Source organism: Marinococcus sp. LNSP9103-4, assembly GCF_056034345.1.
Map to the genome: position 1 here is coordinate 251,924 of NZ_JBQLIA010000001.1, position 24,475 is coordinate 276,398.

Here is a 24,475-nt window from a genome sequence, read left to right on the forward strand (position 1 = left end):
AACCCTTCTCTGTTACAGAGAGGGGTTTGTTATACTTAATATAAAGAAGTGCTACGCCTCATGAAAAAGGAGCCCGTTTATGCATCACTGGTTCGATATTTTTCCAAAAAGTACGGGACTCAGCTTGTACGCCTGGATCATTTTCTGTTTACTGCCATTTTATTTTATTATCCGCTCCGCTACGTACTTTGAAATTGCCCTCGGTGTCTTTATGATTCTTCTATTCTTTACAACCTATCGTTTATCTTTCATTAAAAAAGGCTGGACGGTTTATTTATCTGTGAGCATTGAAATGCTGATCAGCATCGGAATGACCCTTTATTTCGGTTATGTTTATTTTTCCCTGTTTTTGGCTTTCTTTATCGGCAATATCCAGCATAAAGCCGGTTTTATCACCTTATACGTTCTCCACCTTATCACTACCCTGACCGCTGTTATTATAGGTTTTTACGTCCAAAATGAACTGTTCATGATGCAGCTTCCCTTTATTGCGATCAGTGTTATCGGCGTCATTCTTCTTCCTTTTAACATATACAACCGGAATAAGCGTGAAAAGCTTGAAACCGAGCTTCACCAGGCTAACCAACGCATTTCCCAGCTCGTGGTTCTTGAAGAGCGGCAGCGGATTGCCAGAGACCTGCATGATACTCTTGGGCAGAAGCTCTCTTTGATTGGTTTAAAAAGTGAACTCGCAGGAAAATTAATAGACACTAAACCTGAGCGGAGTCAGGCAGAGTTAACAGACATTCACCAGACCGCCCGAACCGCGTTAAAAGAAGTTCGCGAGCTTGTATCAGATATGAAAGGGGCCAAGCTGAGCGACGAACTCCTCCGCGTAGAAGAGATTCTCCAGGCCGCCGGTATTACTCTTCATGTAACAGGGAGCGCTAGCTTTAACGAAGCCCCGCCTCTCATTGAAAACGTGCTCAGTATGTGTTTAAAGGAAGCTGTCACCAACGTTGTCAAACACAGCGAAGCCACAAACTGTTATATTACGATTGATCAATCAACCACCAGTCTTTCACTTACAGTCGAAGACGACGGCAAAGGCATGTCCTCTGATCAGAAATCGTGGTCCGAAAGCGGTCTGCAGGGTATTAAAGAACGCCTCGGTTTCATCAACGGCCAGTTGGATTATTATTCCTCCGGGGGCACAAAGCTTGCGATTCAAGCGCCCCTGGTCGTTCAGCAAATTAAATGAAGGAGCCGCCAGCTATGATAAGAATAGTGATCGTGGAGGATCAACAGATGCTTTTAGGAGCGCTCGGTTCTCTTCTTGATTTAGAAGAGGATATGGAAGTGGTCGGAAAGGCGGAAAATGGACAGGAAGCTTTGACTCTTATTGAAAATGAGCAGCCCGATGTTTGCATTATGGATATTGAAATGCCGGTAAAAAGCGGGTTAGAGGCTGCAGAGGAACTAAAGGAAAGCACGTGCAAAATTATCATTCTCACCACCTTCGCCCGCACCGGTTATTTTGAACGGGCCCGAAAAGCGGGAATCAGCGGCTACCTTTTGAAGGACAGCCCGAGTGAAGAACTGGCTCAGTCTATCCGCATTATTATGAGCGGGAGAAAAGTCTATTCGCCTGATTTAGTGGATCTTGCATATAACACTGCCGCTACACTTACTAAACGTGAAGAAGAAGTACTCGCTTTAATCGCAGAGGGGAAAAGCACTACAGCCATAGCCCGGCAGCTTTCCCTCACCAACGGTACTGTAAGAAACTATATTTCAGTTATTTTCGATAAGCTTGAAGTAAGCAACCGTGTGGAAGCCGTCACTAAATTTCAGGAATTAAAGCATTAAAGGGCGCCTGCTGCTCCGACTTGCATATGCAGCAGGCTTCTGCTATACTATTTTTATACCATATACATGTATGGGTATAAAAAGAAAGGGGAATTCACATGATCGCAACGCTTCCTCGCATTAATGAACTGGCGAGAAAAAAGGTGAATCAGGGACTGACTGTACAAGAGCAGCAGGAGCAAAAGCAGCTTCGTGAAGAGTACCTTCAGATGATCCGCGGATCGATGGAGGCGACTCTGCTTACCACCACCGTGCAGGACCCGGAAGGTAACGATGTAACACCGGATAAATTAAAAAACATTCAATCCTAAAAGACGCCTGATATAAAAGCCGGCACGCTAAATAAAACAGCGTGCCGGCTTACTTTTATTCTTTTTGCGGGCGTTCACTGAGTGTACTGAAGGCTGTGAGTCCAAAAACAGTCGTAATAAACATAATAAACCCCATCGGGACAGCCGTTGTTTCATCAATACCGGCAAGCGGGGAAACTATCGAGCCAATCAAGAGCGGAAGCATACCGAGCAGCGCGCTTGCACTCCCTGCCCGGTGACCCTGTTTGGCAATTGCCAGTGTAAACGAGCTTGTCAGCACCATGCCCATCGCTGTCATATAAATGAAGATGGGAATGACAAGCAGCGCAAGCGGTCCTTCAATGATTGTCATCACGAGAAGAAAAGAACTTGCGCTTACCGCCGTGATTACGGCTGTGCGCAGCAGTTTGCGTTCAGCAATAATGCCTGCCAGCCGGCCTATTAAAAAGCTGCCGGTGATAATCGCGAGACCGTTGATGCCAAATAACACACTAAATACCTGGGCAGAAACCCCGTAGATCTCTTGATAAACAAACGGCGTGCCGGAAACGTAAGCAAAGCTTCCGCCGTGCACGAAGCCAAGCGTTAAGGCATAGCCTATAAAAGAACGATCCTTCCACAGATCACCAATAGTGCGGATCGTATATTTGAGTGAACTCGGCGTCCTTCTTTCCTCCGGAAGAGTCTCCTCGAGCCGAAAACCAATCGTAACGACAATGGCAACTCCTACGGCCGCCAGAAAAAGAAAAATTGTCGACCAGTTTGAAAACGGAAGAAGCAAAATAGCTCCCCCGATCATCGGTGCTGCCATCGGGGCGATAGCATTAATAACCATCAATAAGGAAAAGAACTTTGTCAGCTCCCGGCCGCTGAAAATGTCCCTTACCACTGCCCGTGAAACGACAATACCGGCAGAAGCGGTTAAACCCTGCAGCAGCCGAGCAGCAATCAATATGTATATATTCGGTGCGATTGCACAAATAAACGAAGCAGCCGCAAACAATGTGATAGAAACCAGCAGCGGCTTTCTTCTTCCTTTCGCATCACTAATCGGCCCGACAATCACCTGACCAACTGCAAGCCCTACAAGACAGGCAGTTAAACTAAGCTGCACCATCGAAGCGCGGGCGTTCAAATCTTCCGCTATTCCCGGGAAGCTTGGCAGGTACATATCAATATTGAGCGGTCCAAGGATCGCAAGCATACTAAGAATCAACGCCAGCCCGACCCGCTCTTTTCCTTTTGGATTTTGAATCATATATAAGGAACACCTTTCTACTTGAGATAACCGTGCATTCGCATGCAATTTTACATTTTCTGCATACGTTAGTTATTCTATCCCGTTTCCCTGCTCATGTACACCTCATTTCGCCAGCAGCTCTTAAGTGTCAGCATAAGAGCTGCTCATTACTGGTTTTACTCCATAACGGATATACCAACGGGAAACACTATGCCTAATACGATCGTGAACACAATCATAGAATACGTTAGAAAAGCGAACCTGGGGCGGTGTTCACTGCCGATAATATGATTGAGATGAATTTCCATAAAAATAAGGGTTAACAGTCCTAAAGCAGCTTTTAAAAATATTGCCGGAAAATCCGGTGTCAGTCCTATAAGCAGCCCGCCAGAAATTAATCCAGGCAAATATGCACCCCGGAGTGTGTAATGCACTCCTAAAGCAAATTTGTTTCTTCCCGTCTGGTAAAAAATATTCGCAGAAACGAATAACACGAGCAGGAGGACTATCAATGAAAGGTGAGCCGTAACAAGGAATTGCACTATTTGCGGGGTCATTTTCTCTTCCTTTCTTAACTTTAATTCACAGTGCCTCCACTATACTAAAGAAAAATTCGTTTGACGAAGTTTATAATTTTATATAACAGTATTGATATTTATATAACTGTTATAATACAATGATATTATATCCTGGGAGCAGCTTTTTCTGTTCCCTTACTTTAAAGGAGGAATAGTATGACGACGTATCGATCGACAGGCAGCCTTCATGTACACCCTTCTTTATATCAATTTATTAATGAAGAAGTGCTTCCCGGCTCTGGATTGGAACAAAAACAATTTTGGCAGGACTTCGGACAGATTGTTCACGATTTGACTCCTGAAAACGAAGTGCTTCTGCACACGAGAGATAACCTGCAGAATCAGATTCACGAATGGCACCAGGCTCACTCACGGTGGGACCCGGATCAGTACCGGACGTTTCTCGAAAGTATCGGTTACCTTGAACAGGGGCCGGACGATTTTCAAATTGCAACTGAGCAAACGGATGAAGAAATATCTATGCAGGCTGGGCCGCAGCTTGTCGTTCCCATCAGTAACGAACGCTTCGCCATTAACGCTGCTAATGCCCGTTGGGGGAGTCTTTACGATTCTTTATATGGAAGCGATATCATCAATGACGAAGGCGGGGCAGAGCAGCAGAAAGCCTATAACCCCGTACGCGGAGAAAAAGTCGTTGCTTATGCCAAACAATTTTTAGATGAATACTTTCCTTTGCGCAGCCATTCCCACAAGAGCGCCACTAGCTACTCGATCGAAAATGGCAGCCTCGAAGTTTCTTTTCAGGATGGCAGCAAGGACCAGCTCCAATATCCTGAACAATTTGCAGGTTACCAGGGAGCGAGTGCCCAGCCGGTAGCTGTTCTTTTAAAGCATCACCGGCTGCACATCGAAATTCAAATTGATTACGGCCACCCGATTGGCAGGAACGATCCAGCCGGGGTAAAGGATGTAGTCGTTGAGTCCGCGCTTACGACCATTATGGATTGCGAGGATTCTGTAGCTGCTGTAGATGCTGAAGATAAAACGCTCGTTTACCGCAACTGGCTCGGGCTCATTAAAGGAGATATTAAAGCCCAGTTCCAAAAAGGCGACAAAACAGTGACCCGTATTATGAACCCCGACCGTAGCTACACGTCTCCTGCAGGCGAAGAATTTACTCTTTCAGGCCGTTCTCTCATGCTGAACCGGAACGTTGGCCATTTGATGACGACCGACGCCATATTGAACGAAAAGGAAGAAGAAATTCCTGAGGGCATTATGGATGGGGTCATTACGAGCCTGATCGCCAAACACGACCTGCTTGGGAACGGAAAATACAAAAATTCCCGCGAAGGCTCCATCTATATTGTAAAACCAAAAATGCACGGCTCTAAAGAAGCTGCCTTTGCAGACAAACTGTTTGACCGTATTGAAGACATGCTCCACCTGGAACGCCATACCTTGAAAATAGGCGTTATGGACGAGGAACGGAGAACAACGATTAATTTGAAAGCATGCATTAAAGAAGTAAAAGACCGGGTAATGTTCATTAACACAGGCTTTCTGGACCGGACCGGAGATGAAATTCACACCTCCATGGAGGCTGGACCGATGATCCGGAAAGGCGAAATGAAAACCTCTGCCTGGCTCGGAAGCTATGAAAAATCAAACGTACAGACTGGGCTTGCTGCCGGCTTCGAACAGCGTGCTCAGATCGGTAAAGGTATGTGGGCAATGCCCGAGCAGCTGGCAGCGATGATGGATCAGAAAGACGGGCAGTTAAAAGCCGGGGCTTCCACCGCCTGGGTGCCGTCACCAACGGCCGCCACACTGCACGCTCTCCATTATCATCAGGTCGATGTCCCGGAGGTTCAAAAAGATTTAAAGCAGATCTCTGAATCCCATCTTGATTCTATTTTAACTATACCTGTTGCCGACAGGCCAGACTGGTCCCCGGCTGCAATCCAGGAAGAGCTTGATAACAACGCCCAGGGCATTCTTGGATATGTTGTACGCTGGGTTGAGCTTGGCATTGGTTGCTCTAAGGTGCCTGATATCAACGATGTTGCTCTTATGGAAGACCGGGCAACGCTTCGCATCTCCAGCCAGCATATTGCCAACTGGCTTCACCATCATATTTGCTCCAGGCAGCAGGTAATGGATACATTCAAACGAATGGCCGCTGTTGTAGATGAACAAAACGCCCATGACCCCGAATACCGTCCGATGAGCCCGGACTTTGAACAATCAACCGCCTTTCAGGCTGCATGCGATTTAGTATTCAAGGGGTACAATCAGCCAAACGGCTACACCGAGCCTATCCTGCATAGACGCCGTAGAGAAGCTAAGAATCGTTTAAAAGCAGAGACCAAATAACTGCTTTTCCGCCGCCTCGGGGCTTCCACTGTATGGAAATCCTGAGGCTCTTTTTTTGTTCCCCACTTCAGCTACTTCTTTTACATATGTATACAGCAAAAAAGCCGGCGTCCTGCTGTAACGCGGGACACCGGCCGTATCTTTTCTGTTATTCTTCAGTTTTACTTAAGCAGTGATCGCACTGGATCATTGGTGTTTCCTGATGCTCTGTCATTTCGCCTCCGCAGTCGCTGCAAATCATTGTCGGTATTTCGCTTTGATACTCCATCGTCGTTTCTCTCATTGGAAAAACCTCCTTATGATTTTTTAATACTTACCGGCTGAACTGACTTGATTCTGTAGAGCCTTTCATCGCTGTTGTGGATGATTTTCCGCTTGAAATGGTAGTTGCTACCTGATCGAAGTATCCTGTACCAACCTCACGCTGGTGGCGCGTTGCCGTGTAGCCATGGTCTTCGTTGGCAAATTCCTTTTGCTGAAGCTCGGAATAAGCACCCATGCCGCGCTCCTTATAGCCGCCAGCCAGTTCAAACATGCTGTTGTTAAGAGCGTGAAAGCCGGCCAGAGTAACAAACTGGAACTTATATCCCATCTCACCCAGCCGCTCCTGGAAGGTTTCAATTTCCTCGTCACTCAGCTTTGCTTTCCAGTTAAAGGAAGGCGAGCAATTATAGGCAAGCATTTTCCCCGGGAATTTTTCGTGAATCGCGTCTGCAAATTTCTGTGCTTCCTCAAGGTTTGGTTCAGAGGTCTCGCACCAGACAAGGTCGGCGTACGGTGCATAAGCAAGACCTCTTGCAATCGCCTGGTCCAGCCCATTATTTGTACGGTAAAAGCCTTCCTCGGTCCGTTCGTTGCTTCGGATAAATGAGTGATCATAGGCATCAATGTCGCTTGTAAGCAAATCGGCCGCATTCGCATCGGTTCTGGCTACGATAATTGTCGGCACTCCCATTACGTCTGCTGCGAGTCTTGCAGAAATAAGATTCTGGATAGCGGTGCTCGTCGGTATCAATACCTTTCCGCCCAGGTGGCCGCATTTCTTTTCAGAGGCAAGCTGGTCTTCAAAATGAACACCGGCGGCTCCCGCTTCGATCATCGATTTGGTTAATTCAAACACGTTCAAACGGCCTCCAAATCCTGCTTCCCCGTCGGCTACGATTGGAGCAAAAAAGTTTGTTTCGTCATTTCCTTCAAGATGCTCAATCTGATCGGCCCGCTGGAGTGCCTGGTTAATACGCTGTACTACATGAGGAACACTGTTGGCAGGATATAAGCTTTGATCCGGATACATATGGCCGGAGAGGTTGGCGTCAGCGGCAACCTGCCATCCGCTTAAATAAATCGCTTTCAATCCTGCTTTCACCTGCTGTACGGCCTGATTGCCTGTAAGTGCCCCAAGCGCCCGTACGAACGGATCCTCCTGCATTAAATTCCAAAGACGATTCGCCCCCATATCAGCGAGTGTATATTCTACTTTAATCGACCCACGAAGCTTCAATACATCCTCTGCTGAATATGGGCGTGTAATTCCTTTCCAGCGTTCCTCGTTCTCCCAGGCTTCTTCCATCTGTTTTACATCTTCCTGACGAATCATATGTCTCTCTCCTTTTTCTTCAGATTAAACAAATTTGAGATGCAGCTGTGTTTTCTGTTATAGTACAATTTGTTTTGTTGAGACTATATTATAACAGTATATAAATTTCGTCAACTGTTTTATAATAATTTTTTGAAATTTTTATTTCCTTTTATATCAAAGGTTCGCAGGCACCGATTGAAATGAGTTCTTCTTTTTTAATAAATAGAGCACTTAAATACCTTCTGTATTAATACAGAAGAACACTTTTTCTCAAGAAGAATGCTTTTACCTTAAAACCTGCTGGTTTTGCAAAACTTACAGCCTTTTTCATTGACGAAACCAACTGGTTCTACTATGATATGTTCTTTGTGTCGGGCTACTGAAAATCGATTTTTCAGTCCTGACTTTTCTCTGTCCGCATAAATCTTTACTCCATATATAAAGAAAGTAGGAATATTTGTGTCTTCACAACCCCCGAATCATTGGAAAAACAATGACTGGCCGGTCACGCTTCTCAGCGGTGGACTGTTGATCTTATTTGTCGTTTTTTCTCTTATTAACGCAGGAGCTGTCGGCCAGTTTGTCACGACCACCTTTAACTGGGCTGTTGCCTTTTTCGGAGCTTTTTGGCAGATTCTTTTACTTGCCACTTTTTTCATCGGACTCTATATCGGCTTTTCGAAATACGGACGTGTACGCCTTGGCAATTTAGCTGAACCGGAATTCAGCTATTTTAAATGGCTTTCCATCATTATGTGTACCCTGCTGGCCGGCGGCGGGGTTTTCTGGGCTGCAGCCGAGCCTATTTATCATTTCATGGATCTGCCACCGGTATTTTCCGGGCTGGAAAGCAGTTCCTCCGAAGCAATACAGCCCGCACTCGCCCAAAGCTTTCTACACTGGGGCTTTCTCGCTTGGGCTATTCTCGGAACGCTTAGTACTATAGTGTTAATGCATGCACATTACGATAAAGGCATGCCTCTTCGTCCACGGACGCTTCTTTATCCGGTCTTCGGCGAAAAAATCGCTATTCACAGTCCGCTTGGCACGATCGTGGATGTGTGTTCGATCGTTTCGGTAGCTGCCGGCACTATCGGTCCTATTGGCTTTTTAGGTACCCAGGCTGGCTATGGCTTTGAGACCCTTATGGGGATCCCAAACAATTATCCGACACAGTTTATGATTATTGCCGGTCTTGTAGCCGTGGCTTCTATATCCGCCGTCACCGGTATTCATAAAGGAATTCAGCTTTTAAGCCGGTTCAATGTATGGTTTACGATGGTTCTGATTTTATTTATATTGCTTATTGGCCCGGGCAGCTTCATTTTAGACGCCTTTATCTCTTCGTTCGGGGTTTATACGCAGGAATTTGCACAAATGAGCAGCTTTCGCGGAAACAATGAGTGGCTCGGTTTATGGACGATCTTTTTCTGGGGATGGTTTTTAGGCTATGGGCCGATGATGGCCATTTTCATTACGAGAATTTCCCGCGGAAGAACGATCCGGCAGCTGATTCTAGCCGTGTCTATTATCGCTCCTCTTGTCACAAACTTCTGGTTTACCATTGTTGGCGGCACGGGCATCTTTTATGAATTAAACAACCCGGGCTCAGTTTCAGATGCCCTGTTTGAATCGGGCATGCCTGCTTCGATGATGGCAATCGTGCAGCAGCTGCCTCTCGGAACATTTATCGCTTTCTGTTTTCTATTAGTTACTATTCTTTTCGTTGTGACTACGACGGATTCTATGTCCTACACGATTTCAATTGTAGTCAGTGACAGCGAAGAGCCGCATTCTGCCATTCGTGTTTTCTGGGTGGTTATTATGGGAGCCGTGGCTGCCTGCCTGTTGTTTATCGGTGAAGGCAGCGTGGACGCCCTGCAGTCATTTATCGTAGTAACCGCCGTTCCCGTCTCCCTTATTCTGCTGCCAACGCTCTGGCTCGCGCCGAAAGCAGCCAAAGCAATGGCTCAAAAGCAGGGAATTACAGCATCCTCTTCCGTAAATAGTGAAATAAAAAAAGAAGCACAATAATATGCGCAGAGAAAGGGACACCTCCTTTTCTCTGCTTTTTTATGTTTTTTTCAACAATTTCTTTCGGAATCCGATAAAATAGAGAGAACATAAAGCTATATAAGCGTACGTTTTGATTAGGAGGACCTAAGATCATGAATCAATGCTCCAGCTGCACAGCACTGCCTGATTTGGAATCTTCCGGGTATCTGTTGTTCACCCATACAACCTTCAGTGTGCTCCGTGAGCTTCATTATCACATGCTCCAAAACGGTTACAATTCCTACACTCAGGATAATACGCTTCATTATTACTATTCTGCTGTTCAGACACTCGGCCCTTTTTTGGATTTCATTGAACGCACCCTTCCCGGAGACCCGGCCGAGTTAAAGGGCACCTGGACAGGTAAAGATCAGCAGGCCCATGCGAACATGATTAATTTCCACCAACTGAAAGAGCGGGTTTCCCGCCCCTCTTTTATGACTGTCATCAATAATGAGCAGTTCACTCATCACATGCAGCCGATTATTCAATTGAACACCGGTGAAGTAATGGGATACGAATTTCTCATGCGCCCGCAGGCAGATGCTGCCCAGTTCCGCCCGGATCAGCTGTTTTCATTTTCCCAGCAGAGCGGCCTGCAGTCGCTTTTAGACAACCGGGCACGCATTGCGTCTATTAAAACCAGTGCCAAATATCTAAAGCCCGGCATCAAACGGTTTATTAATTTTCTCCCCTCTTCGATCTATGATCCGGACCACTGTCTGCTCTCTACATTTGCAACAGCCAAAAGCTGCGGGATTTCTACAAAGGATCTTGTGTTTGAAGTGGTGGAGACAGAAAAGTTTGATGAGCTCGAACACCTGCTCCGTATTTTTCAAGCCTTTCAATCGTACGGTGTACGTGTTGCTTTAGATGATCTTGGAGCCGGCTACTCGACGATTGATGTTATGGAGGAGCTGCAGCCGCATTACGTAAAAATCGACCGTTCACTAGTCGACCATTGCGATCAGGACATTAAAAAGCAGCAGCGGCTGGAAAAAATCGTTTCACGCGCAGGCAGCTACGGTATTATTACGCTGGCTGAGGGAATTGAGCGTTCTGAAGAATTGAACTGTGTGCGCGAAATTGGATTTGACCTGGCCCAGGGGTACCTGATCGGAAAACCAAGAGCAGTACCTGAATCCCCTTCGATTTCGGGCTAATCAGAATAAACCTGTTTATTTCCCGGGCAATAAAAAGGACCGACGCTGAAAAGCCGGTCCTTTTTGCTGTATTTTTTGTCCCAACAATCCGCTTTAATGAATAAATAAACTCAGAGCAAACGTCCACAGGCAGACAAATAATAGAAGGTACAGGCTGTATTTGAGCGTCATTTTCATTAGTTGCCCTTCCTTACCTGTCTGTCCGACAGCGGCAGTCGCAATAGCGATGGACTGCGGCGAGATCAGCTTCGCCATTACTCCTCCTGCTGTGTTGGCAGCTACCAGCAGAGCCCCATCAACGCCAACTCCCGCAGCAGCTGTCGTTTGAATAGAAGCAAACAACGTATTATTATTTACGACCGATCCTGTCATAAATACTCCAATCCAGCCAAGTACAGGTGATAGGAAAGGAAAGATATTCCCTGTCATAGCTGCTGCTTCCCCCATAGCCATCGTTAGTCCGCCATAGGTGGCAAGCTTAGCTACTGCAAGAATGGCACAAATGGTGACAATCGGCAGCCACAGCTCTTTTAATGTCTGCATTAATTCTGCATGCGCCCTGGACCAGTTCATGTTTTTGGCAAATAACACTGTCACGAGCACCGCCAGCAGAATAGCTGTACCTGTAGCTCCGATAAAGTTCAGGTTAAATACAATTCCCTGGCCCGCCGAGCTGCTGTACGTTCCCGGCAGAATAAAACCAAGCACCGCAGGGGAAAGTATGCCGCTGTCTTCAAAAAGCGCTTTAAATCCTGGAAAGCTCCATATCATGATAAAAATCGTCAGCAGATAAAACGGCGACCAGGCAAACACTACCGTCTGCCACGACCCTTTCGTTTTCGGTTCAGCCCGCACATACTCTTTACCATCAAGGCGGAAAATATTAACCGGTTGCCAGAACCGCTGGAGGACGGCAAGAGCCCCCATCGCTGCCAGGGAAGGAATAATATTGGCAAGCTCAGGACCGGCAGTAATCGTAATCACTGCCTGGAGCACCGTATATGTTACAGCTGTTACCAGGATTGCCGGAAGAGTTTCTTTGATCCCCTTTAACCCATCCAGAAGAAATATCAGTAAAAACGGAATGCTGAAGTTCACGAACGGAAGCGTGAGTGCAGTCATCTGCGACACATCCATTGCAGTGATTCCTTCAAGCTGAAGTGTATCAATAATACCTACAGGCACTCCAATGGCCCCAAAAGCTCCGGCTGCGCCGTTGGCAATCAGACAAAGCATAGCTGCCTGAAGCGGCTGAAATCCGAGCTGAACGAGCAGCACGGCACAAATAGCTATCGGTACTCCAAACCCTGCAGCGCCTTCCAGAAAGGCATTAAAACAAAAACCTATTAATAATAATTGCACCCGCTGATCTGCGGAAATCGAAGCGATGCTGTTTTGGATCGTCTGAAATTTTCCTGATGCGACCGATACTTTATACAGCCAGACAGCCATGATAATAATATAGCCGATCGGAAACAGCCCCTGCACAATTCCTTCTGTCACTGCCCCGCCGCTTTGAGCAAGCGGCAGGCCAAAAACTCCCATTGCTATTACAAAAGTAACGCCGAGCGTAAGCAATGCGGCATAGATCCCTTTCATTTTGAACAGTGTCAGGCATACCAGAAACAATAAAATTGGCACTGCAGCTGACAGAGCAGAAAAAACAATATTTTGAAACGGATCGTACGTTTCCACAAACATGAAAATCCCTTCCTTCTCTCCATCTCTATATGTGAATCATTTCACATATAGAGCATAACCCGAAGAAGTCACCGACACAATAAATTTGTGAATATATTCACATAAAGTTCTAAATTTAAAATTATTCTTTATTTCCTCCAGTATTCGGTTTTTCCTGCTTGCAATTAAAACACTTTAATTTTCAAAAAAGTGCAAAAAAATTAATCACTGGATGCAAAATTTTTTTCCTTTCCTCTTTCTTTCACCAGCTGCTTCCTGCTGTAGGCGCCTTCTGAAGTTGGCACGGTTCTTGCAACTTTTACAGTAACCTTACTTTAGGAGTGGGTATGCATGGCAGAGACAATGTCTTCGAGTCAGATTATCGATCAAAACGATAAACACGGTGCCCGGAATTACACCCCGCTTCCCATTGTTATTACTGAAGCGGAGGGCATATGGGTGAAGGATCCGGAAGGCCGCTCCTATATTGACATGCTGAGTGCATACTCCGCGGTCAATCAGGGCCACCGCCACCCCAAAATTATACAGGCCCTGAAAGATCAGGCCGATCGGGTAACGCTTACCTCCCGGGCATTTCATAATGATCAGCTTGCTCCTTTTTATGACAAGGTGTCAGCCTTAACCAACAAGAACATGGTACTCCCCATGAATACCGGGGCAGAAGCAGTAGAAACAGCTGTCAAAGCGATTCGCCGCTGGGGCTACGAAAAGAAAGGTATTCCGGAAGGGCGCGCGGAAATTATTGCATGCGCGGGAAACTTTCATGGTCGTACGATGAGCGCTGTCTCTCTTTCTTCCGAAGAGGAATACAAACGGGGCTTCGGTCCGATGCTCCCGGGTATTAAAATCGTACCGTACGGGGATCTCAAGGCGCTCGAAAAAGCCATTACTCCTCATACAGCTGGATTTTTAGTTGAGCCCATTCAGGGGGAAGCCGGAATTATACTACCCCCTGAAGGATTTCTGCAGCAGGCGTCCGAGCTGTGCCAGGCCCATCAGGTGCTGTTTGCCGCTGATGAAATTCAATCCGGCCTGGGGCGCTCTGGTAAAATGTTCGCATGCGACTGGGACGGTGTTACTCCTGATATATATATTCTTGGAAAAGCACTGGGAGGCGGCGTTTTTCCTATATCATGCGTAGCTGCTGATGAGGATATCCTTGGCGTTTTCACCCCGGGCTCCCACGGCTCTACATTCGGCGGCAATCCCCTCGCCTGTGCAGTGGCGGCAGCTTCTCTTGACGTGATCGAAGAGCAGCAGCTTGCCTCCCGTTCACTCGAACTCGGAGAGCATTTTAAACGCAGGCTTGCCTCTATCACAAATCCTCACATTAAAGAGGTACGGGGCAGAGGGCTGTTTATCGGCATCGAACTCGATATTCCGGCGCGTGCCTGCTGTGAGCATCTAAAAGAAAAAGGAATTCTCTGCAAAGAAACACATGATACTGTTATCCGCTTCGCCCCGCCGCTAGTTATTTCACAGCAGGATCTGGACTGGGCGGCTGAACGAATTGAAGAAGTGCTTACTGAACTTTAATAATAGGAGGCTTTCAAATGTATACAGCGTATCGTCATGAACCTTTTACCGATTTTACGGATGAAAAGAACCGAAAGGAATTTGCAGAGGCAATCAAAGAAGTCGAAAAAAACCTCGGTCAGGATTACCCGCTGATTATTGGCGGGGAGCGGATTATCACTGGGGAAAAGCTTGTTTCCATCAACCCTGCCAATAAAAAGGAAGTCGTCGGAAGTGTTTCCAAAGCCAACCCCGCATTAATTAATCAGGCATTCGATGCCGCAAGCGAAGCGTTTAAGTCCTGGAGAACGACAAGTGCTGATGCCCGTGCGGAAGTCATGTTCCGCGCAGCTGCAAAAATGCGCCGCCGGAAGCATGAATTGTCGGCCACGCTCGTGAAAGAAGGCGGCAAGCCCTGGAAGGAAGCAGATGCCGATGTGGCCGAAGCTATTGATTTCGTCGAATATTATGCCCGCCAAATGCTCGAGCTGAAAAACGGCAAGGCGATTAACAGCCGAGAGGGAGAGTACAATCAGTATGTGTACCAGCCGCTCGGTGTGGCTGTTACGATTCCGCCGTGGAATTTCGCCTGCGCGATCATGGTGGGAACGACCGTTGCTCCGTTGGTTACAGGCAACACCGTTTTGTTAAAGCCGGCCGAGCCGACCCCTGTCATTGCTGCGAAGTTTGTGGACATTCTGATTGAATCCGGCGTGCCGGACGGCGTCATTAACTTCGTACCCGGTGAACCGGAAGAAATTGGCGACCACCTCGTGGACCATCCGAAAACAGCACTCATCAGCTTCACCGGCTCCCGTGCCACCGGCACACGCATTTATAAAAAAGCCGCCGAGATTCAGGAAGGCCAGCAGCATTTAAAGCGGGTCATCGTTGAAATGGGCGGCAAAGATACAATCGTCGTCGACAGCGAAGCAGATCTCGACACCGCCGCTGAGGCCATAATTGCTTCCGCTTACGGATTTTCCGGCCAGAAATGCTCGGCAGGCTCCAGGGTCGTCGCTCACCAGGACGTGTACGACGAAGTTCTGAGCAAAGTGGAAAAGCAGGCCAAAGCTTTATCCGTCGGGGATCCAACTTCCTATGACAACTACATGGGCCCTGTCGTCAATCAGAAAGCATTTGATAAAATCACCGGCTATATTGATATCGGCAAGCAGGAAGGACGGCTTGTGGCCGGAGGAAAGAGTGACGACTCCAAAGGATACTTCATTGACCCAACCGTCTTCGCTGATCTTGACCCGAAAGCCCGTATTATGCAGGAGGAAATTTTTGGCCCGGTCGTCGCTTTTACGAAAGCGTCCTCCTACGAAGAAGCCATTGATATTGCGAACAATACTGAATACGGCTTAACCGGGGCAGTCATCTCCAATAACATCGACCGTCTGGAATACGCCAAGCTGCATTTCCACGTCGGCAATCTTTATTTCAACCGTAACTGCACCGGTGCCATCGTCGGCTACCACCCATTTGGCGGCTTCAAAATGTCCGGCACGGATGCCAAAGCCGGCGGCCCGGATTACCTGATTCAGCACCTGCATCCAAAAACCATCAGCCAGATGCTTTAAAATGGCTAGTTGTGCTGTCTTATATCTTTTACAAAAGAGTTTTCTCCAACGCGGGAAAACTCTTTTTTATCGTTAATCTCATCCCTCACCTGAGCGTTCACTTTGACAGAAGCATCTGTTTGCTTTAGTTTTTATAATGTTGATTAAACCGATAAGAATTTATTAATAAAGGAGGTTCAACTGGTGAAACACTTGATGAAGCGTTACTTTGATGTGTCGCTGATTGCCAAAATCACAACTGCTCTTATTGCCGGTATCGCTGTAGGTTTTATTTTCGGTGAAGACGCCGCCGTGCTCGCCCCTATCGGCGACCTTATGCTTCGGCTGCTTCAATTTATTATAGTTCCGTTGATTTTATTTACACTGATTGTCGGGGTTAATCAGACTACTGTCGGTGGTCTCGGCCGGATGGGAGGCAAAGTATTCATTTATTACCTTCTTACCTCTGCTGTAGCTATCGTAGTAGGCACCTCTGTCGCCAGTCTTTTCAACCCCGGCACCGGCACTACACTGGATGGGAGCGAAAGCTTTGATACACCGGAAAACCCCGGAGTTACAGAGGTTATATTAAATATCGTTCCTGATAATATCGCCGTAGCCTTTACGGAGATGAATCTTCTGGGCATTATTTTTACCGCCTTTGCTTTTGGCATTGCTTTAACTTATCTGCGTTCATCCTCAAGCTATAAAGAAATGGGCGAGCGTCTGTACCGCGGGGCAGAAGCCTTAAACGAACTTACGCTCACCGTTATGAAAGGCATTTTACAGTTCATTCCCTTCGGCATTTTTGCTATTATAGCTGAAATTGTAGGCAGTCAGGGAGCAAATACGCTTCTCTCCCTCGGTAATTTTATACTCGTGCTGTACATTGCCCTTGCAGTACAGCTTGGCCTTTATATTGTCTTTCTTTTAGCCGCCAAAACTAATCTGGGCGCCTTTTTCCGGGAAGCACGCACCCCGATGCTCACGGCCTTCGTCACTCAAAGCAGCTCAGGCACCCTTCCTCTCACGTTAAACGCTGCCCGTGACCTTGGATTAAAGCAGAGCCTTTACGGCTTTAGCCTGCCTCTCGGAGCGACGATTAACATGGACGGGGCCGCCATCCGGGTCGCTGTTTCCGCCGTTTTTGCAGCAAACGTCGTAGGCGAGCCGCTCAGCTTTGTGGCCATTCTCCAAATTGTAATTGTCGGCACACTGGCTACGGTTGGTACCGCAGGGGTTCCCGGAGCTGGCATTATTATGATTGCCACCGTTTTTGCCCAGGTCGGTCTCCCGATGGAAGCAGTAGCACTTTTAACCGCAGTTGATGTACTTGTCGGTATGGGAGCAACAGCTTTAAACGTTACCGGAGACCTCGTCGGAACGAAGCTGATCAACAAAACAGAAAAAACGGGCGATGCTGCTGGAAAATCATAATTCGAAGCGCTGGAGGCATTCTTTGCTATCCGGCGTTTTTCATAGTTCATATTTCCATGTTTTTCTAAAATATACAAATAAGGTACTAAAGTATATAATAGTACTTACGACTTAATTAAACAGCTATTGAGTAATGAACGTGATAGGAAGGGAGGGGAATCATATTCTTCATCAGGATACCCATTATTATTTGCGCCTCCAAAGGACCATGAGTCATTTGATGCGTTTAATTGGCAGCATGTTTCCCGCCCATACGGTATTTTTTGCTACTCACGATCATAATACCAATGTCATTCACCGGGTGTGGGACCAGGCATATTTGGACGTGCCTGAAGGTTACACTGAATCTTTTCATCATTCGCTCTGCCGGTTAGCTTTAGCCGAACTGACTCAATCAATACGCATACCTTCTCTCGCTGATCATCCCACTGCCAAAAATCATCCTTTCACCCGAACATATGGAAACGGCAGCTTTTTAGGCACTATCATCACCCTGGATAACAACACTTCTATCGGGTCGTTATGTTTAATCAGTGACCAGCCCTACGAATTCAGTGACAGAGATGAAAAGTGGATGCAGGGCATGGCCTTTATGGTTGGTCAGACAGTGCAGATGGAGCAGGAAAAAGTACGTGACCCTTTGACCGGCCTCTATGATCAACGTTCTTTCCCTCTGTTGTTCGAGCATTTAATGCAGGACTACCCTATCTGCAGTCTTTTCTACATTGATGTGCAAAACCTGCAGATGATTAACCAGCAGTACGGATGGGCGCAGGGTGACAGCCTGCTTCAAAAAATTGCTCATTTTCTTTCCGAGGAGCTTCCGCAGGAAGCGATTATTGGACGCATGAGCCAGGACGAATTTGCGGTTCTTCTTCCTCATCCGGAGGATGAAAATGAAGAATACAGTTCTACGAAAGCTATACAACAATTGCTGTATCACTTATGCAATTCCCCCTTTTCCTTGAATGGTAATAATGTGTACGTTCATTTTCGTATCGGGCTTGCTTATTTCCCAAAAGAAACTGCCACATATGAAGAACTCCTTGAGACTGCTAAACGAAGGCTGATGCAGGCTAAGCACAAAAAGGACTATCGCTATATAATCAATAACGATAATCATACTGACCTTGTCCAGCAAGAGTTTATGCTCAGTAACGAACTCCAAAAAGAGGAATTATACGAGCAGCTTTCCCTTCATTACCAGCCTCAGGTGGACCTGAAGAATGGAGAAATTGGCGGAGTAGAGGCTCTGCTTCGTTGGGACCACCCGGTTTACGGAAGAATTCCTCCAAACGTATGGCTGCCCATTGCCGAAAACTCGAGCGCTCTTCCTGGCATCGGTAAATGGGTGCTCGAAAAAAGCTGCGCCGAACTGGCGTATTATTTTTCACGAAATAAACCGGTAGATCTTTCCGTAAATGTATCACCGATCCAATTATATGAATCTTCCTTTTCAGAAAATGTATATGACATTTTAACGAAGAAAGGATTTCCGCCTTCCCGCCTCATTCTGGAAATTACAGAACGGCTGTTCATTGACGAAAAGCCGGAGGTTCTAAAAAACCTGAAGGAGCTCCGGGCAATGGGAGTCCGCATTGCCATCGATGATTTCGGTGTCGGCTATGCTTCTTTTCATCTTCTCCATCGTTTCCCTATTGACGTTTTAAAAATCGACAAAAAATTAAGCACTAATTTGACCTCCACTGCGAACAAAAAAATAGTCAGTGCGATTATTGAGCTTGCTTATTCCCTGGATATGCGTTCTGTAGTGGAAGGAATAGAAACCTACGATCAGCATTCCTTTTACCAGGCCCGCCACGTGAAATGGGGGCAGGGATATTATTATTACAAGCCGCTTCCTTTTCAGGAGCTTTTGAATGATGCTTAATCTATGTAAAAAAGACTCTCCGCAGTTGCCAGGAGAGTCTTTTAGTATTCATTTTTATTAATCCACCGGGCGTCTTCCCGGCTCCATATCAGAATTGGAGGCCGTCATGACTGGTGTTACCGTCAGGTCGGAATACACCCGGTTTTGACAGGAGAGCCTGATATTTTCATCAGTAATGTCTTTGTTTTCGAGAATCGCGGCTTCCGGAGCTTCCTTCGGCCCGAGTTCTCCTTCATTTACTTCACACCTGCAGGTGGTGCACCTGGCGTTCCCGCCGCAGCGGTGTAGAATATCAACACCATTGTCTTCAAGCGCGAGCACTAATTTTTTTCCTTCTTCCACTTCAAATGTACCGTAGCCTTTTACATTAACCGTTGGCATAATAAACCTCCTCTTTGAAATAAAATGCACGTAAAGCGTAACACAATGAAAAACAGCAAGCCTAATCATCCTTTAATCAGATGCCCCTTTATGCCTCCCGCATTTTATCACGTTTCTTCATCCTGCTTGAGCGGTACAAACGCTACATATTCGACTACAGAGGAGTTCACTTCTCCCTGACTGTTTTTTTCTATAAGCAGCAGTTCCTGCCCCATTCGGCCACCTACCGGCACGATCATTTTCCCGGGAGCTGCCAGCTGCCCGACCAGGGACTCCGGCACAGTTTTAGCTGCTGCTGTTACCATAATACGATCGTACGGCGCATGCTCCGGCCAGCCTTTACTGCCATCACCCAGACGATACTTAATATTCGTAAACCCTGCTTCCTGCAGGCGCTCCCGGGCCCTTTCCTGCAGCGGTAAAATCCGTTCGACTGTATAGATCTGTTCAGCAAAAGCTGCTAATAGAGCCGTCTGGTAGCCGGAGCCCGTACCAATCTCGAGCACCCTGGAAACGGCATCAACGTCCAGCTCCAGCGTCATTTTCAATACAAGCGATGGCTGGGAGATGGTCTGTCCGTGCCCAATCGATAAAGCCTGATCCCAATTAGCAAGATTTTTGTCTGTATCCATATAAAAACTGCGGTCCATTGCCCGAAAGTAGCTTCGTATTTCTTTATCCCTTTCTTTTTTTGACATGGCGGCCTCCTTTCTTCTTATGTTCCCGAATACATACTCTTTGAGAGCTTTCTTACTTATATTCTTTTCCCGCACGCTTCATTTTCCATTCCTTCTCTTGAAAAAATTGAATGATCCAAGCATACTTTTAGACAAATAGGGTTATTCGTACTACGATTACTCTATACTCGCAATGAAGCGAAATGAAGGAGGTACTCATCAATGGCTATTGTACACGTATCAGACCAGGACTTTTCCGAACAGATTTCCGAAGGTGTCGTTCTAACTGACTTTTGGGCACCTTGGTGCGGACCCTGCAAGATGATTGCTCCGGTTCTCGAAGAAATTAACGAAGAAATCGGCGACAATGTCAAAATTGCTAAATTAAACGTTGACGAAAATCAGGAAACTGCCGGTAAATACGGCGTTATGAGCATTCCAACACTCATGATTTTCAAGGACGGCGAAATGGTAGAACAAATCGTCGGCTTCCAGCCGAAGGACCAGCTTCAGGGTCTGCTTGAAAAACACATGTAATTTTTCTTTATTAAAAATCCCGCGCTCGATATGAGCACGGGATTTTTTCTCTTACTTATAGTGCTTCCACTCTTTTTCCTTCACAGCCTCTTCCTTCTTCTGGTTTTTTCTCCCCCACCAGGACACGAGCAGCGGCCCGGAGATATTATGCCAGACGGAAAAAATAGCGCTTGGAAGTGCAGCAAGCGGTGTGAAGTGGACCGTGGCCAACTGGGTGCCAAGCCCGGAATTCTGCATTCCTACCTCAATAGATACCGCCCGCCGTTTTGTTTCGTCTAATCCCACCAGCTTCGCCGTTACATAGCCAAGGGCCAAACCAAAGCTGTTATGAAGCACAACCGCTGCAAAAACCAATAGTCCGGTTGCAGCAATGTTCTCCTGATTTGCTCCTACGACCCCGGCTACAATAGCAATAATTGCTGCCATAGATACAATTGGAAGCGCCTGAACGCTTTTTTCCACTGTTTTTGGAAACAGTTGTTTAATAATTAAGCCGAGCGCGATAGGTATAATAATGACCTGGAAAATGGACAAGAACATTGCCAGCGGGTCCACCGGCAGCCACTCATTTGCAAACACCAATAGAGCAAACGGTGTCAGAAGAGGAGCGAGCAGCGTCGACACTGTCGTCATAGCAACCGATACCGGAAGGTCCCCTTTGGCCAGATAAACCATAACATTCGAGGCTGTCCCTCCCGGACACGCGCCTACAAGTACGAGACCTGCCGCTATTTCCGGCGGAAGTTGCAGAACCAGGGCAATGATAAAGGCCGCAAGCGGCATAATAACGAACTGTGCAATCACCCCGGTCAGCACCGGCAGCGGCTTTTTCGCCACAATACGGAAATCGGAAAGGTTTAGCGTGAGTCCCATACCAAACATGATGATCCCGAGTAAAATAGTTATGTAGCCGGTAATTCCTACAAATGCATCCGGTAGCAGATAAGCAATGAACGCAACAATTAACACAAAAACAGCAAAATATTTATTTACAAATATATTCAGGCTGTTCATTCTCCCACCCCTTTATTTTCTCTAAATTATGAAATATTTAGCATTTTAACGCTATTATACTAATATTTCAATACTTTAGTGTAAAAAAGGAAGAGGAATACTTTGTTTTTCCTTTACACTATTTATTATTGAAACCAGGCCTGGCCCTGGAGTCGTTTGTTTAAAGAAGAGTGGCTGAGGGAATCTTTCGGCAACGTGTTTACTGATAAAAGAAAAACAATTAGGAGGGGATGAAACGTGTGGTGGTGGAAATTTAATCATGACGGTCCAGCCTTTGAACCTTTTGGTACCGGGCAGCTTATGGTATGGCTTTTTCTCGCCCTCGCCTGTATTGGTCTTATACTTTTTCAAAGCTACCTTCGGCGCGAGCCCTTAGCAAGAAAGACGATAAAGTGGTTTATCATTTCCACCTTCCTCCTTGGACAGTTGGCCTTGCAGCTTTTTTATATTACAAACGGTATGTGGAACCCGCGGTTTTCACTTCCACTTAAAGTCAGCGATCTGGCCTGGATAGCAGTCGTTATTATGCTTATAACCGGCAGCCGCTTCTGGACGGCATTCGCGTTTTATGCCGGCACCTCAAGCGCCCTGCTTACTATAGTGTTTCCAGACATGGAACGGTACGGCTTTCCCCATTTCCGGTTTCTTCACTTTTTTATTACACATGCGCTGATTGTGGCAGGCGTTGTTTATCAGGTCGTTGTAAAGCGTACGTTTATCTCCTTTCGTTCCTTGTTTGTCGTTTGGGGAGCCTTGAACGCTGCTGCCGTGGTGGCATTTTTGGTAAACCTCTATTTCGACGCCAATTACATGTATTTAATGGAAAAACCAGCGTCTCCTTCCCCTTACGATTTCTTCGGCCCATGGCCCTATTATTTGCTCACGCTTCAAGCGATAGCGTTAACTGCGTTTCTATGCCTGTACGCAGGGTATCGCTTCGTCCTGAAAAAGTTTCTGCTTTTTTAATTTTTCTGTGTTTAAAACGAAGACATTCCACTCCATTCCTGCAGCCGGTAACGCCAATAAAGCAAACGGGAATCATTTTTATATTTTGTGTAATCCAGCGTGTGCGTGCCATCAGAATTATTCCACAGCCGATGATAATAATCCCGTACGCCTTTCACGGCTTCCGACTCATTACTGCCGGTAACTACAACATCAGTTTCCAAATTGTAATTATTCAAATTTCTTCTTGTCATGTTCGCTGATCCACCAATAACTACTGTCTCCTCAGCCTTTTCCATCATCATCATTTTGGCATGATACTGTACCCCATCGGCATGATACCAGCGTATGTTAATATGGCCATTTGATTTCTCCACGAGCTCGTTAGCTGCCGGCTGATTGGGTATGCCTATTTTTTCGTTTCCAAAAGCTTCTTCGTTTATATCCATAATAATATCAATATCAGCGCCACGGCCAGCGGCCTCGATGAGCGCTTCAATAACATCGCGGTCCGCTAAATAAAACATTCCCATACGTAATTTCCCGTCCATGGGTAATTCGCGTATTTCTCTCAGCACCCGCTCTTTAATTTTGCGCTCTGTTAACAGCTGAACCTCGTACTTCCCGTTTTCTTCCGGCACTTCCACTTTAGAGATAAACGAATCGAATTTTTCCCCTGAGCGGCCCGCCATTTCCACTACTTCTTTTTCTGTTTTCAATAAATCCTTCAGCACAGCTCCTCTGACTTCAAAGCCTGTATTTGCATGATATCCGCTGGCATCGTGAGGATTAGCTGAAGTAACCATTCCTGCCTTTTCTGTAACAAGCGTTTTCCGGTGATTGGCTTTAAAATTTAAAATCTCCAGATAAGAATGGAGCGTTACATCGGGAGCGTTACTCGTGAAAAAGTTAGGTAGCCATCCCCTCCCCTGGTTTTCAAACCACTGAACAAAGGTCCGGTAAAACCATGAGTAAAACGGATTCGAATCCCTTAATGCATCCAGTTCCGTAAAAATGACTTCAATGCCGCTCTTTTCGAGCCGCTGAAAATGTTCAGGCGTATAAGCCCCGTAAAAAGTGTTAACCGGGTCAGTTATAACCACTATTTCTATGTCCGGCTCCGCTTCTTTTTTGTCGATTAATGCCTCCGACAAACGCCTCGTTAAAGGGGGGAAATCCACTCCCGCTTCATGATCGCTGTTAAAGTAGAACATGTCCATCACGATAAACTGGTCCGCTTCTTCAATGTTCCGGATCACTGTATCAAATATTTCTTGTTCTGCCACCTGTGACTCTGTGGAGGAAACGTAGGTATGATCTTCCAGAAAAAGAACATGGTCTGTACGATGCTTTCGCCCTTCATAGGAGACATTCGCAGGCAGGGGCTTATTGCTTCCATAAACAGCGGCCGCGACTACAGCTGAAATAGTGCTGAGTAAAGCCACCAGCATCCACTTCTGTCTAAGAGCGTCTCTCTGAAATATTTTCGGAATTTCTCTTTTCATAACAGTGCTCCTTTTATTGGTTTTGCTTCTCCAATCTTTCTTTAACTAAAATTTTCTGCCAACGGACATTACTGTCTGCCTTTCTCTCTGAACCTTCAATTAGTTTCTTATTCCCGACAGATTAAATATCAAAATGTAGTTTCTGTATATTCTATTTATTTAAATCGTCAAATTAAGTTAGACACCATATCATTCTCCATATACCTCATGAATACTTCCAACGGGGTGCAATAGT

21 protein-coding genes are annotated in these 24,475 nt (G+C 46.3%); 12 read left to right on the top strand and 9 right to left on the bottom strand.

Going from position 1 to position 24,475, the window contains the following annotated elements:
* Window positions 1–79: 79 nt before the first annotated feature.
* The 3 genes from ACTRXG_RS01300 to ACTRXG_RS01310 all read left to right on the top strand — a co-directional run bounded on the left by ACTRXG_RS01300 (window position 80) and on the right by ACTRXG_RS01310 (window position 2,120).
* Window positions 80–1,201 (top strand): sensor histidine kinase, encoded by a 1,122-nt coding sequence (locus ACTRXG_RS01300; protein ID WP_474283732.1) that lies wholly within the window; start codon window positions 80–82, stop codon window positions 1,199–1,201.
* 14 nt (window positions 1,202–1,215) lie between these two features.
* Window positions 1,216–1,809: a response regulator gene (locus ACTRXG_RS01305; protein WP_474260930.1), complete on the top strand. Its 594-nt coding sequence runs from the start codon at window positions 1,216–1,218 to the stop codon at window positions 1,807–1,809.
* 98 nt (window positions 1,810–1,907) lie between these two features.
* Window positions 1,908–2,120, top strand: a complete 213-nt coding sequence (locus ACTRXG_RS01310) for a DUF896 domain-containing protein (RefSeq protein WP_322526655.1) — start codon at window positions 1,908–1,910, stop codon at window positions 2,118–2,120.
* A 55-nt stretch (window positions 2,121–2,175) separates the two neighbouring features.
* Here the strand turns inward: ACTRXG_RS01310 and ACTRXG_RS01315 are convergent, their stop codons facing one another.
* On the bottom strand, window positions 2,176–3,378 hold the full coding sequence (locus ACTRXG_RS01315) for a Bcr/CflA family efflux MFS transporter (protein ID WP_474283734.1): 1,203 nt from the start codon (window positions 3,376–3,378) through the stop codon (window positions 2,176–2,178).
* Between the two features lie 158 nt (window positions 3,379–3,536).
* The gene (locus ACTRXG_RS01320) at window positions 3,537–3,917 is read right to left on the bottom strand and encodes a DUF1516 family protein (protein ID WP_474283736.1); all 381 of its coding nucleotides are present in this window, start codon (window positions 3,915–3,917) and stop codon (window positions 3,537–3,539) included.
* A 177-nt stretch (window positions 3,918–4,094) separates the two neighbouring features.
* Between ACTRXG_RS01320 and ACTRXG_RS01325 the strand changes: the two genes are divergently transcribed.
* Window positions 4,095–6,275 (top strand): malate synthase G, encoded by a 2,181-nt coding sequence (locus ACTRXG_RS01325; protein ID WP_474283738.1) that lies wholly within the window; start codon window positions 4,095–4,097, stop codon window positions 6,273–6,275.
* A gap of 148 nt (window positions 6,276–6,423) precedes the next feature.
* On the opposite strand, the gene ACTRXG_RS01330 is transcribed toward ACTRXG_RS01325, so the two are convergent.
* Window positions 6,424–6,558, bottom strand: a complete 135-nt coding sequence (locus ACTRXG_RS01330) for a protein YhfH (protein WP_474260926.1) — start codon at window positions 6,556–6,558, stop codon at window positions 6,424–6,426.
* Window positions 6,559–6,588: 30 nt separating this feature from the next.
* On the bottom strand, window positions 6,589–7,872 hold the full coding sequence (gene aceA / locus ACTRXG_RS01335) for an isocitrate lyase (RefSeq protein ID WP_298784703.1): 1,284 nt from the start codon (window positions 7,870–7,872) through the stop codon (window positions 6,589–6,591).
* Window positions 7,873–8,313: 441 nt separating this feature from the next.
* Between aceA and ACTRXG_RS01340 the strand changes: the two genes are divergently transcribed.
* Window positions 8,314–9,888, top strand: coding sequence for a BCCT family transporter (locus tag ACTRXG_RS01340; protein WP_474283740.1), 1,575 nt, complete (start codon window positions 8,314–8,316; stop codon window positions 9,886–9,888).
* Window positions 9,889–10,022: 134 nt separating this feature from the next.
* Complete coding sequence (locus ACTRXG_RS01345) at window positions 10,023–11,072, top strand: EAL domain-containing protein (protein WP_474283742.1); 1,050 nt, start codon at window positions 10,023–10,025, stop codon at window positions 11,070–11,072.
* Between the two features lie 93 nt (window positions 11,073–11,165).
* Here ACTRXG_RS01345 and ACTRXG_RS01350 read toward each other — a convergent pair whose 3' ends face one another.
* The gene (locus ACTRXG_RS01350) at window positions 11,166–12,773 is read right to left on the bottom strand and encodes an L-lactate permease (RefSeq protein WP_474283744.1); all 1,608 of its coding nucleotides are present in this window, start codon (window positions 12,771–12,773) and stop codon (window positions 11,166–11,168) included.
* Between the two features lie 330 nt (window positions 12,774–13,103).
* On the opposite strand from ACTRXG_RS01350, the gene ACTRXG_RS01355 reads away from it, so the two are divergent.
* From ACTRXG_RS01355 to ACTRXG_RS01370, 4 genes are all read left to right on the top strand, one after another.
* Complete coding sequence (locus ACTRXG_RS01355; RefSeq protein WP_474283746.1) at window positions 13,104–14,309, top strand: ornithine--oxo-acid transaminase; 1,206 nt, start codon at window positions 13,104–13,106, stop codon at window positions 14,307–14,309.
* Window positions 14,310–14,326: 17 nt separating this feature from the next.
* Entirely contained in the window at window positions 14,327–15,874 is a 1,548-nt protein-coding gene (pruA, locus tag ACTRXG_RS01360; protein WP_474283748.1) for an L-glutamate gamma-semialdehyde dehydrogenase, read from the top strand.
* 183 nt (window positions 15,875–16,057) lie between these two features.
* Window positions 16,058–17,290, top strand: coding sequence for a dicarboxylate/amino acid:cation symporter (locus ACTRXG_RS01365; protein ID WP_474283750.1), 1,233 nt, complete (start codon window positions 16,058–16,060; stop codon window positions 17,288–17,290).
* A gap of 208 nt (window positions 17,291–17,498) precedes the next feature.
* On the top strand, window positions 17,499–19,181 hold the full coding sequence (locus ACTRXG_RS01370; RefSeq protein ID WP_474283753.1) for a sensor domain-containing phosphodiesterase: 1,683 nt from the start codon (window positions 17,499–17,501) through the stop codon (window positions 19,179–19,181).
* A 57-nt stretch (window positions 19,182–19,238) separates the two neighbouring features.
* Here the strand turns inward: ACTRXG_RS01370 and ACTRXG_RS01375 are convergent, their stop codons facing one another.
* Together ACTRXG_RS01375 and ACTRXG_RS01380 are read right to left on the bottom strand one after the other, a co-directional pair.
* Complete coding sequence (locus tag ACTRXG_RS01375; protein WP_474260918.1) at window positions 19,239–19,562, bottom strand: 2Fe-2S iron-sulfur cluster-binding protein; 324 nt, start codon at window positions 19,560–19,562, stop codon at window positions 19,239–19,241.
* A gap of 107 nt (window positions 19,563–19,669) precedes the next feature.
* Entirely contained in the window at window positions 19,670–20,260 is a 591-nt protein-coding gene (locus ACTRXG_RS01380) for a protein-L-isoaspartate(D-aspartate) O-methyltransferase (RefSeq protein ID WP_474283755.1), read from the bottom strand.
* 201 nt (window positions 20,261–20,461) lie between these two features.
* Here ACTRXG_RS01380 and trxA point away from each other — a divergent pair, with 201 nt between their 5' ends.
* Window positions 20,462–20,776: a thioredoxin gene (trxA, locus tag ACTRXG_RS01385; RefSeq protein WP_322526643.1), complete on the top strand. Its 315-nt coding sequence runs from the start codon at window positions 20,462–20,464 to the stop codon at window positions 20,774–20,776.
* Window positions 20,777–20,827: 51 nt separating this feature from the next.
* On the opposite strand, the gene ACTRXG_RS01390 is transcribed toward trxA, so the two are convergent.
* Window positions 20,828–21,790: a bile acid:sodium symporter family protein gene (locus ACTRXG_RS01390; RefSeq protein ID WP_474283757.1), complete on the bottom strand. Its 963-nt coding sequence runs from the start codon at window positions 21,788–21,790 to the stop codon at window positions 20,828–20,830.
* A gap of 237 nt (window positions 21,791–22,027) precedes the next feature.
* On the opposite strand from ACTRXG_RS01390, the gene ACTRXG_RS01395 reads away from it, so the two are divergent.
* A complete protein-coding gene (locus ACTRXG_RS01395; RefSeq protein WP_474283759.1) occupies window positions 22,028–22,756 on the top strand; it encodes a YwaF family protein in 729 nt (242 codons plus the stop codon).
* 11 nt (window positions 22,757–22,767) lie between these two features.
* Here ACTRXG_RS01395 and ACTRXG_RS01400 read toward each other — a convergent pair whose 3' ends face one another.
* The gene (locus tag ACTRXG_RS01400) at window positions 22,768–24,240 is read right to left on the bottom strand and encodes a phospholipase D family protein (protein WP_474283761.1); all 1,473 of its coding nucleotides are present in this window, start codon (window positions 24,238–24,240) and stop codon (window positions 22,768–22,770) included.
* Window positions 24,241–24,475: the final 235 nt, after the last annotated feature.